This window comes from Maritalea porphyrae, assembly GCF_027213965.1.
GTDB lineage: Bacteria > Pseudomonadota > Alphaproteobacteria > Rhizobiales > Devosiaceae > Maritalea > Maritalea porphyrae_A.
This window is the reverse complement of sequence record NZ_JAPWGX010000002.1, coordinates 290,709-308,329: the sequence shown is the minus strand read 5'-3', so window position 1 is coordinate 308,329 and position 17,621 is coordinate 290,709. Positions and strand designations below refer to the sequence as shown.

General features: G+C 49.5%; 10 protein-coding genes. 6 read left to right on the top strand and 4 right to left on the bottom strand.

The genetic code is table 11. The features are described from left to right. Positions 1-277: 277 nt before the first annotated feature. The 4 genes from O4H47_RS06295 to O4H47_RS06280 are packed head-to-tail and all read left to right on the top strand — an operon-like array spanning position 278 to position 6,250. Positions 278-1,072, top strand: a complete 795-nt coding sequence (locus tag O4H47_RS06295; RefSeq protein ID WP_269393108.1) for an ABC transporter permease — start codon at positions 278-280, stop codon at positions 1,070-1,072. Continuing rightward, positions 1,069-2,307 (top strand): ABC transporter ATP-binding protein, encoded by a 1,239-nt coding sequence (locus O4H47_RS06290; protein ID WP_269393107.1) that lies wholly within the window; start codon positions 1,069-1,071, stop codon positions 2,305-2,307. The genes O4H47_RS06295 and O4H47_RS06290 overlap by 4 nt, the downstream gene beginning before the upstream one ends. Further along, positions 2,307-2,597 (top strand): hypothetical protein, encoded by a 291-nt coding sequence (locus O4H47_RS06285; protein ID WP_269393106.1) that lies wholly within the window; start codon positions 2,307-2,309, stop codon positions 2,595-2,597. The genes O4H47_RS06290 and O4H47_RS06285 overlap by 1 nt, the downstream gene beginning before the upstream one ends. Further along, positions 2,594-6,250, top strand: a complete 3,657-nt coding sequence (locus O4H47_RS06280; RefSeq protein ID WP_269393105.1) for a glycosyltransferase — start codon at positions 2,594-2,596, stop codon at positions 6,248-6,250. Before O4H47_RS06285 ends, O4H47_RS06280 begins: the two co-directional genes overlap by 4 nt. A gap of 12 nt (positions 6,251-6,262) precedes the next feature. Here O4H47_RS06280 and O4H47_RS06275 read toward each other — a convergent pair whose 3' ends face one another. After that, complete coding sequence (locus O4H47_RS06275) at positions 6,263-7,927, bottom strand: hypothetical protein (protein WP_269393104.1); 1,665 nt, start codon at positions 7,925-7,927, stop codon at positions 6,263-6,265. Between the two features lie 98 nt (positions 7,928-8,025). Continuing rightward, positions 8,026-8,328: a helix-turn-helix domain-containing protein gene (locus O4H47_RS06270; RefSeq protein WP_269393103.1), complete on the bottom strand. Its 303-nt coding sequence runs from the start codon at positions 8,326-8,328 to the stop codon at positions 8,026-8,028. Between the two features lie 831 nt (positions 8,329-9,159). On the opposite strand from O4H47_RS06270, the gene O4H47_RS06265 reads away from it, so the two are divergent. Beyond that, a complete protein-coding gene (locus O4H47_RS06265; protein ID WP_269393102.1) occupies positions 9,160-12,693 on the top strand; it encodes a DUF4214 domain-containing protein in 3,534 nt (1,177 codons plus the stop codon). 1,411 nt (positions 12,694-14,104) lie between these two features. Then, entirely contained in the window at positions 14,105-14,308 is a 204-nt protein-coding gene (locus O4H47_RS06260; protein WP_269393101.1) for a DUF6447 family protein, read from the top strand. A gap of 99 nt (positions 14,309-14,407) precedes the next feature. Here O4H47_RS06260 and O4H47_RS06255 read toward each other — a convergent pair whose 3' ends face one another. Next, on the bottom strand, positions 14,408-15,718 hold the full coding sequence (locus tag O4H47_RS06255; protein WP_269393100.1) for an HlyD family type I secretion periplasmic adaptor subunit: 1,311 nt from the start codon (positions 15,716-15,718) through the stop codon (positions 14,408-14,410). Between the two features lie 18 nt (positions 15,719-15,736). Beyond that, on the bottom strand, positions 15,737-17,464 hold the full coding sequence (locus tag O4H47_RS06250) for a type I secretion system permease/ATPase (protein WP_269393099.1): 1,728 nt from the start codon (positions 17,462-17,464) through the stop codon (positions 15,737-15,739). Positions 17,465-17,621: the final 157 nt, after the last annotated feature.

Below are 17,621 nucleotides of genomic sequence, written 5' to 3'. Positions count from 1 at the left end.
CAGCGTGAAGCTTTTGTCTTTTTTTGCAGCTGTTTTGGCGCGCTCATCTGCTGGCGTCAACAGCGGTTCGCTGGTTTGGTGCAAATATATGCAGACATATTCGACCAAGGTCGTAAGGGTCTGTGCGAATATTCACATGTGAGTGTGCAAATTGCACTGAACGCGAGCGCATCAAACCGTGCCGCAAAGCTTGAAATTTGACCCGCAAGCGCGTAACTGTCAGCTCTGATTTTTTGTAACCTACACGCAAGCCGGATCGGCACCAGGAATTGTAAGAATGAAAGACCTTCTCGTCAGTCTTTGGGCCTATCGACATTTTTTGCTCAATTCGATTTGGAATGACTTCCGCGCCCGATTTGTGCGATCGCGTTTGGGCGCCGCGTGGATTGTGTTTCAACCGCTTTCCCAAGTGCTAATTTATGCTTTCATCCTCAGCAATTTATTGTCCGCTAAGGTGCCGGGGATTGAAAATACCTATGGCTATGCGATCTATTTGATGTCTGGCCTTTTGGCGTGGAACTTGTTTTCCGAGGTTTTGGACCGTTGCATTAAAGTGTTTGTGAGCAATGCCAACGCCATCAAAAAGGTCAACTTCCCCCGCGTTACCCTGCCCATTATTGAAGTGGGTGCGGCGATCACCAACAATATTATCTTGTTGGCGGTGATGGTGGTGATCTTTTTAATTTTGGGTCACCCACCCGGTTGGCCAATGTTGTTGATCTTTTTAATGATCCCGCTCATTGCACTATTTGCCATGGGCATTGGTTTGTTCTTGGGGGTTGTTAATGTGTTCATTCGCGATGTGGAACAAGTTACCCCGATCATTTTACAGGTGTTGTTTTGGCTCACCCCGATCGTTTACCCCTCAACCATCATCCCTGAAAAATACATGACGTGGATGCGGCTCAATCCGGTTTTTCAACTGGTTGATTTTTATCACCAGGTCATTGTTCAATCTATTGTACCTTCATTCACCGGGGTCCTAATTGTGGGGGCGATCGGTGCTGTTGCGAGTGTGGTGGCGCTTTTGGTCTTTCGCCGGGCAGGACCGGATATGGTGGATGTACTATGAGTATTGTACGCGTCGACAAGATTTCAAAGTCGTTCAAGACCTATAAGTCTGAATGGCATCGTGTGCTGGGGTGGATAGGAATTGAAATTGCTCCCCTTACGGAAAAGACCATTCTTTCAGACGTAAGTTTTGAAGTTGAGGCGGGCCAAGCCATCGGCCTTATTGGGCAGAATGGCGCGGGTAAATCCACCTTGCTCAAAATCATTTCCGGCACCATGCAGGCCAATACGGGCACCGTTGAACTAAACGGCCGCGTGTCCGCGCTTTTGGAACTGGGTATGGGCTTTAATCCCGATATGACGGGCCGCGCCAATGTGTGGAATACCGCGGGTCTGATGGGATTTTCCAAAGACCAAATCGACGATGTAATGGCCGATATTGAAGATTTTGCAGAGATCGGCACCTATTTTGACGAGCCGATCCGTACCTATTCAAGCGGCATGCAGGTGCGTTTGGCCTTTTCGGTCGCCACGGCCTTTCGCCCTGATATTTTGATCGTGGATGAAGCTTTGTCCGTGGGGGACGCCTACTTTCAACACAAAAGCTTTGCGCGCATTCGCCAGTTCCAAGAGCAAGGCACCACCTTGTTGTTGGTCTCGCACGATCGGGCATCTGTGGCGTCTTTGTGTGACCGGGCATTGCTGATCCACGACGGCAAAGTGGCCAAAGATGGTGACCCCGAAGAAGTGCTCGACTATTACAACGCCATCGTTGCGCAGCGTGAAGGCAGTCGACTTGAGCAGGTCAAGGGGGCTGATGGGCGCGTGCGCACCATTTCTGGCACCGGCGAAGCGACGATTGAAAACATCCAATTGGTGGATGAAAAGGGCGAGGACGTCGACAGTTTGTTGGTTGGCGACAAGGCCTCGATCATCATCGATTTGGCTGTGCATGAACCCATCCCTGAACTGGTGGTGGGCTATATGATCAAAGACCGCCTGGGCCGGGCCGTTTTTGGCACCAACAGTTTTCACACCAAACAAGTCATTACCGACTTAAAACCAGGCGAAACCTATCGCTACCAATATGATTTTGACGTAAAAATCGGACATGGCAACTATTCCATTCAAGTGGCGTTGCACCAAGCCGATAGCCACATCGCCAAAAACTATGAATGGCGCGATCTCGCGCTGACCTTTAGCGTAGCAAACACCAAATATGCCTTGTTTGAGGGCACCAGCTGGATACCGCCAAAACTGACGATCGAGCGACAAATGGGCAAGGAAACGAAATAGTGCGCGCCGTAATTTCGAAGATCATTTTGCCCGTTAAAATTGTGATCGTGCGCGGAATTAGGTTCGTCGCACCTCAAGTCATGTCGCGTCCTTTGCTGCGTAAAGCTGCGATGTCTGTGGTGTCGCTCAGCCCAGCAGTTTCGCGCCGTTTGCGCAATATTGTGTTGGCAGACCCAGCCAATTCGGCTTTCGGCAGTCGCTCAAATATGTTGGCCAATAGCCAACTTAGCCCCCGCGCGCGCTTAAACCGCGCATTGTTCGACAGGCTTTTGGCCAAGGATAAAAAATGACCCGCATTTTGATCGATATGCAAGCCTGCCAAACCGAAAGTCGGCTGCGGGGCATGGGGCGCTACGCCAGAGAATTGACGCGCGCGCTAATTGCATCCGCCCAGCCCGGTGATGAATATCACCTGCTGTTTAACGCTTCGCTGGAGAACTCGCTTACTCAGAGTTTACGTGAGTTCCACAAGCTGCTGCCCGCGACGCAAATACACATTGTACAATTGCCCAAACTCACCCAACTGAACGATCCGGGGAATGCGCAAAAAAACAGTGCCGCGGAACTGCTGTACGAAGCCTTTGTTGGCTATATCATGCCAGATGTTTTGTTCGTGCCCAGCTTTTTTGAGGGCTTTGTCGATGACGCGACAATCTCGTTTGAGCATATGTTGCCTTGCCCGGTGGTGGTGACCATCCACGATCTAATCCCGCTGCTATATAAAGGCGAATACCTGTCGAAAAACCCCGGGTACAAAGCCGCCTACACAGCGAAATTGCATCAAATTGAGAGTGCTGCTGCGCTTGTGGCGATTTCGGATTCATCCGCTAAGGAAGCGCATCAGCATTTGTCCTTTGAGGCAACGCGCATCATCAATGCGTCTGAAGCAGCAGATCCAATGTTCAAACCAATAAAGGTTAGCGATGCTGAACGTGATGCGCTTTATGCCAAGTTCGACATATCAGCTCCCTTTGTGTTTTACACCGGAGGCGCAGACCATCGCAAAAACCTCTATCGATTGATCGAGGCATTTGGCTCTATGCCAAAAGCAACGCGCGCAAAATACGACTTGGTTTTTGCGGGCAGCATACCAAAGCAAGAGCGGCTAGCGCTACTTGAAGCGGCAAAACAGCATAAAGTTGGCAACAAGCTGAAGCTGCTGGGCTTTGTTTCTGACCGTGAGTTGGTCGATCTGTTTAATCTAACCGACCTATTTGTGTTCCCGTCGTTGCATGAAGGGTTTGGTTTGCCCCCCTTGGAGGCCATGCAGTGCGGTACACCAACGATTGCCGCCAATTGCTCCAGTATCCCTGAAGTTGTTGGCAATCCCAAAGCACTATTTGATCCAAACAATACCTCTGAGCTGTCGCAAATGATGGCCCATGTGTTGCAAGATAGTGCTTTTCGCCAAGAGCTGGCACACGAAGGGCTTGCGCGGGCGAAAGAATTCAGTTGGGCGAAAACGGCAAGCGTTGTCCGAACTGTTTTGGAAGAGTTTGCAGCGCCAGCTGCGCACGTTCCTTCAACTTGGGACGAGTTTCAAAAGCATTTCGATGCAATTGATCAGCAGACAGCAGAAACACTCCTGCACATGTTGGCCAATTCCAAAAAAGACAATGGCGCATTTTTTAACAAGATTGCGCAACTCATGGCTGATAATCGGCGGGCTTGCGAAAAGCGGCTGGCTTTTTCCCGTTCAAAAAAGAACGACAATGGGAACCTGCGCTTGGAAGGCCCTTTTGATAGCTCTTACAGCCTTGCACTTGTTAATCGGGAGTTGGCGCGAGCGCTTGAGCAAACAGGGTCAACTATCGCCCTATTGTCCTCTGAAGGGCCCGGAGATTTCCCCGCAAACCCAACGTTTTTGGCTCAGAACCCAGACTTAAGCGCCATGTACGCGCGCGCCCTTGAGCAGCCGATTGATGAGGCTTATTCGATCAGTCGAAACATGTACCCGCCTCGGGTTGCAGATCTGCGCCATCCAAATGCAGGTCTTCACACCTATGCGTGGGAAGAAACAGAGTTCCCTGCAGAGTTCGCGCAAGGCTTCAACGAGAGTTTGAGCTATATTTGCGTGACCTCAGAACATGTGAAAAAGCTCTTGATCGATAGTGGCGTCAATGTGCCGATTAGCGTCGTTGGCAATGGTGTTGACCATTGGAATAAGATTGAGGCCGATTCATCCTATGAATTGACGGCGAAATCTTTCAAGTTCTTGCATGTCTCGTCTTGCTTCCCGCGCAAAGGGGCGGATGTTTTAGTAAAAGCTTTTGCACAAAGCTTCACAGGTGATGACGATGTCAGTTTGATCATCAAAACCTTCGAAAACCCGCACAACGACATCGCGGATCAAATCGCAAAACTGCGGCAAAAGCACAAGAACTTCCCGGACATCAAATTGATATTTGATGATATGGCCGCGGAACAACTCAAGTCCTTGTATGAACAATGCGATGTATTGGTGGCGCCAAGTCGGGCCGAGGGATTTGGTTTGCCAATTGCAGAGGCAATGCTTTGCGGACTTAGTGTCATTACAACCGGTTGGAGCGGGCAGCTTGAATTTTGCAACGACCAAAACGTACGTTTGATCGACTATGCCTATGCCAAAGCGTCGACCCATGAGTTCGCCTTTGATAGCGTCTGGGCAGAGCCAGATGTGCAAGACCTTGCAAACAGCATGAAGCAGGCCTTTGAAAAATCCGACAGTGTTAGTGTGCCGCCTTTAGCGGTTTCTGCTTTGCTGGAAGGCTTCAGTTGGCACGCCGTTGCACAACGGCACAAAAAGGCAGCGCATGTTAGTGCGCCAATGCTGCCCCCTTCGGTTGGGTGGGTTTCAACTTTTAGAAAGCGTTGTGGCATTGCCACATATTCGGAGCATTTGCTCAGCGAAATGTCCTTGCCAACGGTCATCCTTGCCGATGATGGCACGATGCTAGAAGGACATGAACGAGAACGGATTGAGATTTGTTGGTCTGAGGGAAGCCCAGACGACTTGTCGGCCCTTAAAACGCAGATCGAACACCATGATTTTGACGTGGTGATGATCCAGTTCAACTATGGTTTTTTTGAATTTGAGCACTTCAATCAACTGCTGCTCGACCTGAAAAAGCAGGGGCGCACCATTGTCGTAACGCTGCATTCAACAATCGATCCGGCTCATGATGAAACGCGCAAGTTGGCATTTATCCAACAAGGGCTGAGTGTTTGTGACCGTTTGTTGGTTCATTCGGTGAATGACCTTAATCGGCTGAAAACGCTTTCGCTCGACAAGAATGCCGCGCTCTTTCCGCATGGGGCGCTTGTTACGGACAATGTTTTCGCGCGTGAAATCATGCCAGTGGGCACGCAAGTGCTCCATCTGGCTGCCTATGGTTTCTTTTTGCCCAACAAGGGGTTGTTGGAGCTGATCGAGGCCACTAAGCTTTTGCGAGATCGTGGGGTCAACGCGCGCTTAAAACTTGTGAACGCCCAATTCCCAGCGGCAGTTTCGGCCGATTTAATCAAGCAGGCCAAAGACTTGACCAAAAAACTGGACCTGAACAAATTTGTTGAGTTCCACACTAAGTTTTTGGCAGATGAAGACAGTTTGAGCCAGCTCTCAAGCTCAGATTTGATTGTCTACCCCTATAAATCGACGGGAGAATCAGCAAGCGGTGCCGTGCGTTATGGTATCGCCACGGGCAAGCCCGTGCTGGTGTCACCCTCGCCGATTTTTGATGATGTTTCGGCCGCTGTTCATTATATGAAAGGTACAACACCGAGCGATATCGCTGATTGTGTTATGCAAGTGATCAAAGCCTGCAATGCGAAGGAGCCAGGCTTCACTGAAAAGCTTGAAGGTGCAAAAAAATGGCGCGCTTCGCACGGCTATCCCATCATTTCACGGCGGCTTTCAGGAATGTTGCAGGCACTGCATCGTGAGAATGTTCAGAGCAAGGTCTAATGGTGCTGGCGGTTATGCCAGCACAAGGTCAAACGCTTCAAAGTCCGACAAATGTCCAATTGTTGAAACAATGCCCACGTCGTCATAGGACCAACTGCGCAAATAGCTAATGTCGGTGACATCATCAAAGGCCGACAAATCGACCAAGATGATCTTGCCTTCAAGCACAACCATTTCAACCGTGTCCCGCTCTGCCAGCAAGTATTTAACAAATGTCATCGCTTCTTGCGAATATTCGGTAATCTGTGAAGCGCGAATGGTGTGGCCCGTTGGTGTGGGCGTTTCAGGCTTATGATCAAGGTCGCCATGATCAATTGGCAGGATGCTGATGGGCAGATCAGTGCCAAACATACTGTTCCAGTCGACCCCTTGGATTGAAGATATGTCAAAGCTGGCGAACAGTTCCTGATTTGCAATGCTATAGGCGCTCAAGCTTACATTTTGTCCAAAATCGAACTGAAGCTGAAGGCTGGTCGAAAGATTTGGTGCGCTGCCATTGTCGTCACCTTGTGGGGACGACGCTTTAGGTTCGCTTTGGTTGGTTTGCACGCTTGTTTTGGCTTCGGTAAATCCTTGTTCAACCGTCGACACGGTTGTCTGAGACACAAAGACATCAAAAACACCGGCCAAGCCAGTGTCAAAGCCGCCCCCATCCAGATTGCCGCTGAGACCCTTTGTCAGCACAATTGAATTTGGCACGTTGAACACATCAAGGTCGTGCTGAGACTGGGCTTGCGCGCCGGCACTTTTGGCTTGTTCGATGTTCGCTTCGCTTGTTTCAGCCATATCGTCTGAAACCGCGGACACGTCTCGATCCGCTTGAGCATCCTCTGTTGCCTGCGCGGCGCTTAATTCTAAACTGTTCGCAGTGGTTTGTTCGTCTTGCTCAGTGGTTGTTTGGCTGTTCTGCAAAAACTCAAAGCTTGATTTGCTGCTCATGCCAAAGGTCACTGCGATCGCAGATAAGCTGAGTGAAATTGGATTTGGCAAAATCGCTGACGTCGCCGCGCTCTGCACTTCGCGCTCGGCGGGCTCTATTGCATTCTTTGTTGCTGGTGTGGCGTCGGCGGCAGTGTCTTGCGCATCTTGTTCCGTCAATGCGGCCTGCAATATGCCAAATGCGCCGTCTGTTTCGCTCAAAGGCGCGTTCAACAGCACATCAAAATCACCAGCGGACTGGTCAATTTCGGCGCCATGGGCAATGCCCACCAATTCGTCTGACGCAACAAACAAGGTCCAAATCAGTGCGGTGAGCATAATGGCAGGGTGCAAAAACACACCTTCGCCAGGGCGCAAGGACACAATATTCGCCGCGCGTTTTTCAATTGCGCGATCGACAAATGCATTGATCAAATCTGTGAAGCTACTGCCGCGCAAAGGGCTATCAATGCTTGTGCTGTCCAGCAAATATTCGCCATCAAAACGCGAAAGATGCACAAACACATCACCATTGGGATGGCAGAACACAAACCACGGGTCGCCTTCATCCGTTTGCCCGCGATCGGTCTCAATTGCAACGCCAGCTTGGGCCAGCAACCGGTTTACACGGTAAAGGTCGGCGAGTTCTTGGTTGTCCCAATCCTGGTTGACCTGATTCTGAATGGCGTAGGCAGCGGCGCTCGACGAGCTGCCAGCACTTCCATTACGCTTTTCATTAAACAGAATGATTTCGGCCATTTTTCCCCGCGCCACCACAATTTGTGGCAATATCCTAAAAACTCAACTCTAAACACTGCATCCATAAAGGGCAAGAAACCGCCCCAAAACGTCAAGCTTTAAGACGCAATGTCGCCGAACAAGATGTCAAAAGTCTCAGGATCATAATAAGACATGAGTTGCCTAACAAAATCTTTCGGATCCACATCCAAAACCTCTGCCCAGTCACGATAGCGATTCTGTGGCACACGGCCCCGGCCGTTTTCCAACTGCGAAATGAACGTATAATAGTCCAAATTCAGCTGGCTTGCCATTTCGCGTTGCGACAAGCCACTCGCTTCACGCAATTCTTTAAACCAAAGCCCAGCTTGCTGTCGCAGCTGGTTGGTTTCTTTTACTTGCGTTGCTTTGTTTGTAAGCATTATCCAGATCCTAAATCTTAGATTTTCGCGCGCGAACACGCATATATTCTAGTGTTGATTTGACTATACCGGATAGGGCAATCCAGCGTCAATATAATTTCAAGTGATTCTGTCCATTCCCCGCCATGTACTGAAAAACCCGTATTCTCTAACAGGTTGATTTTGTGACAAAAAAACCACATTCAGGGGGTGTATGATTTTTACTGTACTTTTTTTCTTGAACGCTCAAGAAAAAGCGGGTATCAAATGTGCTGTACATTGCAGGTGGATTGTTATTTAAGTTCACCACTCAAATAGTAAGTGTACAACATTTGTAAGTTGCGTGTTTTGTTGCGTGCTGCGTATTGAACTTTGTCGCTTTTCCATATAGGGAAAGGGCGGTACTTTTTGAATAAATTCTTTGCGGGAGGGTCGTATTATGGTTTGCGTATTATCATCGAACATCACAAATACCACTTCACGCGTCGCGTCTTCACAAAACCTTCAGGCTTTAACTCTTGCAGTTGCTGGGAATGTGGGGATTTTTTTGAAGGACCAGATCATTAGTCTCACTAACAGTCTGGGTGCTTTTTTCGCTCTCCAAAAATCAACAGATACTCTGCAAAACGTTGTAAAATCAACGCTTTGCACAGCGTCTGTGTGCTCAATCACAACGTTGAAAAACGACCTCCAAACCTTCGATGCGCCATTTGGTGTTGTTGCCCCTGAAAAAGGAGTGGCACGCATCGGCGCGTAACTGGCTGGGAGGAATGGGTGGCGGCTTGCAATTAAGCGGTGGTCACCAAATTGAGCAAAAAAACTAAAATTTTCCATTGGGAAGGGATTTATCTAATGGGCATTAAAGAAGATATCACCAAGATCTACGTTGGTTACTATGACCGCGCTCCAGATCCAGCTGGTTTGGACTACTGGATTGGCCGTGCAAACGCTGGCATGACTTTGCCAGAAATCGCAGCTTCATTTGCGGTTCAAGCAGAATCAATTGCAAAATACCCATATTTGGACAACCCACTTGTAGCTTCTGCAAGCGTGTTCGTGACAACAATCTACAACAACTTGTTCAACCGCGCACCAGATACTGCTGGTTTGGCTCACTGGGTTGCAGAACTTGCCGCTGGCAAAGCCGTTGGTCAAATGATCATCGACATTATGTCAGGCGCTAAAGACGATGCAAACGGCAACGACCTAACAACTTTGAACAACAAAGTTGCTGTTGGTATTGACTTCGCTGCAGATCTTTCTGAAGTTTCTGGTCTTGACTACGAAAACAACGCGGCTGCTAAAGTTGCTGCTTCTGATGCGCTGAACGGCGTAACAGACGCTGCAGGCACAATCACTGCTGCAAACGCTGCGACAGACGCATTTGTTGCTGCTGGTGCTGGTGTTGGTCAAGCTTTTGCTTTGACAACAGGCACTGATGCAATCATCGGCACAGATGGCGTTGACATCATTTCTGCAACTAACGCAACGTTGACACCACTTGATTCAGTTGACGGCGCAGATGGCATGGATACGCTTTCTTACGTATCAGCTGGTGGTGCTGTTGTTGCTGGTGATCTTTCACCTGCTGGCTCTTCAATTGTTAATGTTGAGAAACTTGCTGTTGCTTCTGCAGCTGGCGTTGCATTGAATGCTGCTGACATGGGCACTTTCAGTGACCTTAATGTGGCTGCTTCTGCAGCTGGTGCAGTTTCTGCTGCTTCAACAAGCAGCCTTAAGTCTGCTTCTGTTACAACAACTGGTACAGCAAACATTACTGGCGTTTCTACTACATTGGAAAGCGTTTCGCTTACAGGTACTGGTGCGTCTAACGTGACAAGCTCTGCGTTGACCTCTGTAATGTTGAAAAACAACACAGGCACATTGTCAAACCTAAGTGCTGTTGTTGGAACACGTGAAGTTGCTGTTTCTCTCAACAACTCTGCTGGTTATATTGATGGTCAAGCAACCACTGTAAACGTTAATGCAACTGGTGCTGCTTCAACTGCTGCTACACTTTCTGTCGGTTCAGCGACTGCAGTGAACATTTCAGGTGACGTTGCACTTACAGTTGGTACATTTGCTGATGGTACTGCAGCTACAGTAACAAACACATCAACTGCTGCTGTAACAATCACACCAGCACTTGATAACGACACTACCTACGTTGGTGGCGGTGCAGCTGACACAATCACACTTGGTCTAAACACAAAAGCAACTACTACTGGTGCCGGCGATGACACAGTAACAACTGGTGCCGCTCTTGGTACTGGTGGTACCGTTGATGCGGGTGCGGGCACTGACACATTGGCAATGTCTTCTGCTGATGCTGCTACTGCTTCTCTAACCACGACATTTGGTGATGCGGTTTCAAACTTCGAAACATTGTCACTTGGTGCGGTCGCTACCGGTGCAACCGACACTGTTAAAATGTCAAACCTTGATGGTCTCTCAACTATCGTTTCTGCAGGTACTGCTCCGGCGAACGTAGTAAATGCTGCGGTTAAAGAGGTTCAGACCCTAACGATCGCTAATGTGGCGGACGCTGATGGTGGTATTCTCAAAGTTGGTGGTGTCGACATTCTGATTAGCAATGGTCTATCTGTTGCTGGTATTCAGGCTGCGATCGCAGCTCAGCAAGCTGCATTGCTTGTTGCTAATCCAACATTGGAAAGTGTTACTACTGGCGGTGCCGGTGAAGTTATATTCACCCATAAAGCCACAGCGGGCGACGTTGCACTTATCACAGTTGCCGAAAACCCAGCAGGCGTTGCTTTCGTTGGCGGTGTTTCTGAGGCGACACCAGGTGTCAACGGTACAGCTGAAGTTCAAACACTCACTGTTGGAACAGCTGCTGCACAAACAGGTACATTTGCTGTTGCAGGCGTAGATGTTAGCGTTCTTGTTGCAGATGGTACTGCAGCAGTTGCTGGCAAAATCGCTGGCGCACTAACTGCTGCAATCGGCGCAAACAATCCAGCAGTTGCAAATATGGCTACTGCAGGTGTGGTTGGTTCAACAGTTGTGATCACATACAAGCAAGTTCCAGGAAACAACAATATCGCTGCAAACGCATCTGTTACAGGCGCTGATGCTATCTTTGGTGCTGGCAATGAACCTGCTGTTGTTGAAACCACTCCTGGTGCTAACGGCACTGCTGAAGTTCAAACGTTTGTCGTCGACAACACAGATGCAGACGGTGGCGAAATTGTAATCGGTGGAGCTAAAATCTCACTTGCCGGCAATCTTACTGCTGACCAAGTTGGTGCAACAATCGCCGCAAACGCAGCGGCAATTAAAGCTCTAAATCCAACAATCGACACCATTGGCTACAACACAATCGGTAGCGTTGTCACCGTGACTTATATTGTGAACACTGGCGACGTCGCAAACATCACAGCTGTTGATAACACAGATCACAATGGTGCCTCTGCTCTTCCTGTTATCGCAGAAACAACACCAGGTGAGTTGTTTGTTGGAACGCCTGGTGGCGTTTTGAACATCACCGATGCTGTTGCAAACTCGACAGTTGAATTTACTGGGGCCGTTGGCGGTAATTCAAGCATCGTATTGGCTGACGCTACTGGTACTTCAGACGTTGTGAACCTCAAGTTCTCAGCAGCTGCTGGTTTCACAAACGCTGGTACGCTTTCAGCTGCTGGTGTTGAAACAGTCAACATCGCGTTGAATGACACTGCTGGAGCAACTTCTGTATTTACTGCACCATTGAATATCGCTGCTGCAACATCTGTTGTAATTACTGGAAACGCAGGTATCGACCTTTCTGGCTCTACACTGACAGCTGCGACTACAGTTGATGCCTCTGGCGTAACTGCTGGAAATGTCACTGTTGCAACTGCTGCAACAACAGGCGTCACAATCTCTGGTGGCGCTGGTAACGACGTTCTTTCAGGTAGCTCAGCTGCAGGCAAAACCGATACAATCAACGGCAATGCAGGCAATGACGTTCTGAATGGTGGTGCTGGTAACGACACAATCAACGGTGGTGCTGGTACTGACACAATCATGGGTGGTTTGGGTATTGATACTCTAACTGGCGGTGCAGATGCAGATACATTCATGTACACTGCAGCAGCACAATCAAACTCTGTGAACGTTGATGTGATCACTGACTTCGTATCTGGCACAGACAAACTGTCAATCGATACACTTGGTGTGGGTACATACACTGGCGAAGCAGTTGGCTACGGTGCGGTTTTGACTGCACTTGCTGGCGGCGGCGTCAATGGCCAAGCTGTTCTAGATACATCAACTAGCACATTGTATGTTGATGCTGACGGTTCAGGCACACTTGACAACAACGATTACGCAATCCAGTTGACTGGTGTTACTGATCTAGCAGCAGCGGACTTCTTGTTCGTATAATCCTACTTCCCCCCGCTTCGGTGGGGGGGATTTGATCTAAGACTTGGGGCTCGCCCTTCGGGTCCTTAACTTTAAGATCTTGGTACTTCTTTAAGTCCCGTCTCTGGCAACAGAGGCGGGATTTTTTGATTCTGGTGCCTGGGGGATGTTGGTCCGCCAATTTGTTCCTGTGGTGGAACTGAGCTGACCCCGGATCAAGTCCGGGGATGCCAGTGTGGGAATACCGGTGCGAGGGATGCCAGCGTGGGAATGCTGGTGCGGGTAGGCGGCGTTTGCCCTATGGGCATTCCCGGCCCTGAGCCGGGATCGGGTGATATTGAACCATAAACACCACCCCACCTAAAACCGTCATCCCTGCGTAGGCAGGGATCTAGGCAGGACCATCCCCAAGCCGCTCAATTGGGTGTTTTTCACCTTCCACCGACCCCAGACCCACACCCTGCGCCAACCCACCCCTCATCCTGAGCCTGTCGAAGGGGGAATCAAGAACCGCGCACTGACGTTCCACCCTTCGACAGGCTCAGGATGAGGGGGGGGACCTATCCCCGCTAAACCCGCCCGCAACAGGGAACCTTGGAATGCACAATATTGCTCAGTTCTTATGCCCCTAACGCCCATAAAACACCCGCAAAATGCAGTTTGAAAATCAAAACAACCAAAATCTTATCCCCGCACTGCGAACCCATGCCACAATGGTTGCACTTTCTTTGAAGCTCTTGGGGCTGCCGACGGGTGGTTGGCGCGGTGCAACGAAAAATTGAGGCGACGGGAAACCTGTTGCCACACGCGGCACCAAAAGAAAGGGTTAAGGCATCAGTTGGTCGCAAGTGATGTATCAGATCATTCATTGTCCAGCCGGACACCGACGGCAATTTGTAAGCCGCTTGGCAGGTGCTGTTACCTGTCTTGGAAGGAGCGCCCAAACGGGGGCTTCAACCATCATCAAATGGCCAAGGCGTGCCATAACAGTTTTGGTGGAGTGCACAATAAGGGGATAGAAGGGTTTAGCACCCCGGGGGAATGGATGGTTTGGGTCAAACTTAATCGGGCGAGGCGTTTATTGTCTCCTTTCACTTCCTTTCAAACGAGCCAATATGCGTCTCGTTCACCCAACTCACATCTGCTTGGCCTGCTACGCGCAGTGCCGGGCCAATTGGCGTTGCGAAAAATGCAAAACTACGTAGATGCAAGAATTTTCGGGCCGCACAATTTAGTCTATAGCCACGCCATTCAACACAATTTGCGCCCTTATTCCGATCTTGCAACACCTTTAAGATTGGGCTACCAAGTTGTACAGTGAACACAATACCCCACAAGTGGGGGCGCGCGTAGACTTTGCCGCATGCTGCTTGGCGGTCTGCAAGCCGCCGCATAGTGTGGTAGACATTTTTTGAAAAGCAGAGAGTTAACTATGACTGAGCAAAACAACACCATCACAATCGACGGCAAAGAATTCAGCATTGATGATCTGTCAGATCAGGCAAAAGCCCAATTGGGGAATTTGCAAGCAGCAGACACAGAAATTTCACGTCTTCAAGTGCAAATGGCCATCGCTCAAACTGCGCGCAATGCCTATGCTCAAGTGCTTAAAGGCGAAATTGAAACAAGCAACTAAGTTTGGTTTCAACGTCTTAAACAAAAAGCCCGATCAAATGATCGGGCTTTTTTTGTTGTAAAGGGCAGAGGCCAAACCCCCACACCAAAAATATAGCACTTATTCTTCGCGCATGGACTTTGCAATCGCATCCGCCATTGGCGCCACCAAATAGTCAATCACTGTGCGTTCACCCGTTGTAATGATCACATCAGCGGGCATGCCCGCCCGCAACCGGCCCTGCACCTCAATCGGCACCATGTCCTCAACCACATCAATTCGGGCCAAGAAGTAGGGCTGTGTGCTGCCATCTTCGGGCACAATCACATCGCGTGAAACACTTTCAACCGTCCCCAGCACAATCGGCATAAACCGGCTTTGGAATGCCACAAACCGTACCTCTGTGCGCAAACCGGGGCTCACATTGTCAATGTCAATCGGCGACACCCGGGCGTTGATCACCAACTGATCATTCACCGGCACAATTTCCATCATCTTTTCGCCAGAGCGCACCACGCCACCAGCGGTATGCACCTTAATGTTTTGCACGCTGCCACTTACCGGCGCGCGGATTTCCAAACGGTCCACAACTTCCACAGCAACTTTCAGGTTCTCCTGAAGTTCCTGAATTTGCGAGTTCACTTCTTTAAACTCAGCGTTCGCCCGCTCTTTATATTGCTGCTCGGTTTGAATGATTTGCAATTCGGTTTCGCCAATAGATTTGCCAACCTTTGCCAATTCCGTTTCAATTTTGCCAACGTTCGCCTTCACGCTAACAAACTCTTCTTCGCGCGCTGCAAGAATGTTTTCAGGCACGATTTCTTTTGCAACACCATCACGCAAACGCTCAAGCTGCTTACTCAAAATATCAACCCGCTCAACAAAGGCTTCTTTTTGAATGTTAAGACCATCGATCTCTTTATGTAATTGTTCGATCCGCCCATTCAGAATTTTGATCTGAGAATTCAAAATTGAAAAGCGATCATTAAATATGTCGACCTGATCATTTACGGAGGCTGAAACATGCGGATCGTCCATGGAATCGGCAATTGACGAAAAGTCAATTTCCGACTTTAGATGGCGTTCGGCCTGCAAACGCGCTTCGCTGGCCAGGGCAATCCGCAGACGGTTTTGCAAAACTTCAAGGGTTGAACGGGCTTGAACGCTGTTCAGACGCACGAGAACCTGTCCTTCAACAACGCGTTCAGCTTCCTTAACCAAAATCTCTTCAACAATGCCACCTTCTAGGTGCTGAATGGCTTTGCGGTTGCTTTCCACCGCAATTGTGCCACTGGCAATAACAGCACTGTCAATTTTGGCAAAAGCCGCCCAGCCGCCAAGCGCACCAAAGGTGAGCAAAATGACCACGTAACCAATGAGTACGAACGCGCGCGGACTTGTCCGCACCTTTTTATTGTCTGATGAAGTCATGTTCGACAAACAGCCTTGTTACTGCACATTTACAACATTACTGACGACGGGCGTCGGCGTGGCGCCCTGCGCAGGGGCGACGCTTTCTGCTGGCTTGAGCAGCTCTTTTGGCGTTGTCAGGGCGCGCACTGCACCATCATGCATAACCAAAACCTTGTCACATACGGCAAGCAAATTTGTTTTGTGGGTCGCAACAACAATGGTGATGCCGATCTCTTTCAAAGAGCGGATCGCCTCCGTCAAAGCCAACTCGCCGTCATTATCAAGATTAGAGTTTGGCTCATCCAATATGACGATCTGTGGCAGACCGAACAAAGCACGTGCGAGCCCAACGCGTTGGCGCTGACCACCAGACAACTGATGCCCATTGTCGCCAATTTGGGTTTCATAGCCATCTTGCAGGTGCAAAATCATATCATGAACACCGGCCATCTTGGCCGCACGAACCACGTCATCGCTGTCCGCATCGCCAAAGCGTGAGATGTTCTCGGCAATGGTGCCAGAAAATAGTTTCACATCTTGAGGTAGATAACCAAGGTATTGACCCAATTGATCAGCATTCCATTGCGACAATTCCGCGCCATCAATTCGGATGGTGCCATTTGCTGCAGCTTGTACGCCAACAAGGCTACGCAGAAGTGTTGATTTGCCTGAGCCACTTGGGCCAACGACCGCTAGTGTTTGCCCAGCTGGAACTTGGAAATTGATGCCTTTGAGCAACGGCGTGCGTGTACCCGGCACAAGTGTCGTAAACTGTTCAACGCTGATTTCGCCCAATGGCTTTGGTAGCTCAGTGCGCTCAAGGTCGGCAGGTACACTGTCGAACAAGCGCTTCATCCGGGCACTGGCTTGGCGTGCGGAAACAAATTGTTTCCATTGAGCAACAGATTGCTCAACAGGTGAAAGCGCGCGGCCCATCATGATGGAAGCGGCAATCATCACTCCTGGAGAAACTTGTTGCTGTAGCGCCAAATAAGCGCCCGCGCCAAGAATAGCAGATTGGAGCGCCATTCTGATGAACTTCGAAAACGCCATGATGGCGCCCGCTTTGTCACTTGCGCCCGCCTGAGCAACCAACATGGTCGCATGGCGATCACGCCAGCGCTCACCCAATGGTTTTTCCATGCCCATTGAGCGGATGACCTCTGCGTTTTGCAGAACTGCACCCGCAAACTGATTTGCACCCTGCACGGCGTTGTTGGCCTCTTGCAGCTGCGTTTTGGTCATAAAATCATTCAAGAAAGCAAGAATGAAAATTACCACCGCACCGCAAATCGCAATTGCCCCAAGCATGGGGTGAAACAAATAACAAACAACAAGGAAGAGCGGCACCCAAAGCGCATCAAAGAATGTGAGAATACCTTGCCCGGTCAAAAACTCGCGTACTTTGTCGATGTCGGACAGAATGTAGTCTGCGCCGCCGTTTGGATTTGCAAGTCGGGCCTTAACGACGCGCGGAAAAATGGTAGATGTCAAAACGTCATCGAATTGCAAGCCTGCACGCACAAGCATGCGCGAGCGCACAAATTCCATGATGCCGTAGACCATCAACATCGCCAAAGCGATCAGTGAGATCATCACCAATGTGGTTTCATTTCTGCTCGACAAAACGCGATCATAAATTTGCAACATGTAAAGCGGGCCAACAAACAGCAAGCAATTGATCGCGAAACTGAAAACCAAGGTGCTCAGAATTATTTTGCTGAACTTTCCATATGCTTGTTGAAGTGGTGAAATCTGTTTCATTTATGCCAAACCTAAAACAACCGACGCTATTCTTACTGGCGTATATCGCCACGCGTATTCAAGAGAGACGCTATTTAACCCATAACTGCATGACTTACAATGCACAACCGCAAGGCAATATGTCCCACGTCCCAATTATAACGCAAATTGAAACAAT

Coding starts and splice junctions, on each gene's coding strand:
- O4H47_RS06260 (WP_269393101.1), top strand. CDS start 14,105: ATGACTGAGCAAAACAACACCATCACAATCGACGGCAAAGAATTCAGC.
- O4H47_RS06295 (WP_269393108.1), top strand. CDS start 278: ATGAAAGACCTTCTCGTCAGTCTTTGGGCCTATCGACATTTTTTGCTC.
- O4H47_RS06275 (WP_269393104.1), bottom strand. CDS start 7,927: ATGGCCGAAATCATTCTGTTTAATGAAAAGCGTAATGGAAGTGCTGGC.
- O4H47_RS06265 (WP_269393102.1), top strand. CDS start 9,160: ATGGGCATTAAAGAAGATATCACCAAGATCTACGTTGGTTACTATGAC.
- O4H47_RS06250 (WP_269393099.1), bottom strand. CDS start 17,464: ATGAAACAGATTTCACCACTTCAACAAGCATATGGAAAGTTCAGCAAA.
- O4H47_RS06280 (WP_269393105.1), top strand. CDS start 2,594: ATGACCCGCATTTTGATCGATATGCAAGCCTGCCAAACCGAAAGTCGG.
- O4H47_RS06255 (WP_269393100.1), bottom strand. CDS start 15,718: ATGACTTCATCAGACAATAAAAAGGTGCGGACAAGTCCGCGCGCGTTC.
- O4H47_RS06270 (WP_269393103.1), bottom strand. CDS start 8,328: ATGCTTACAAACAAAGCAACGCAAGTAAAAGAAACCAACCAGCTGCGA.
- O4H47_RS06290 (WP_269393107.1), top strand. CDS start 1,069: ATGAGTATTGTACGCGTCGACAAGATTTCAAAGTCGTTCAAGACCTAT.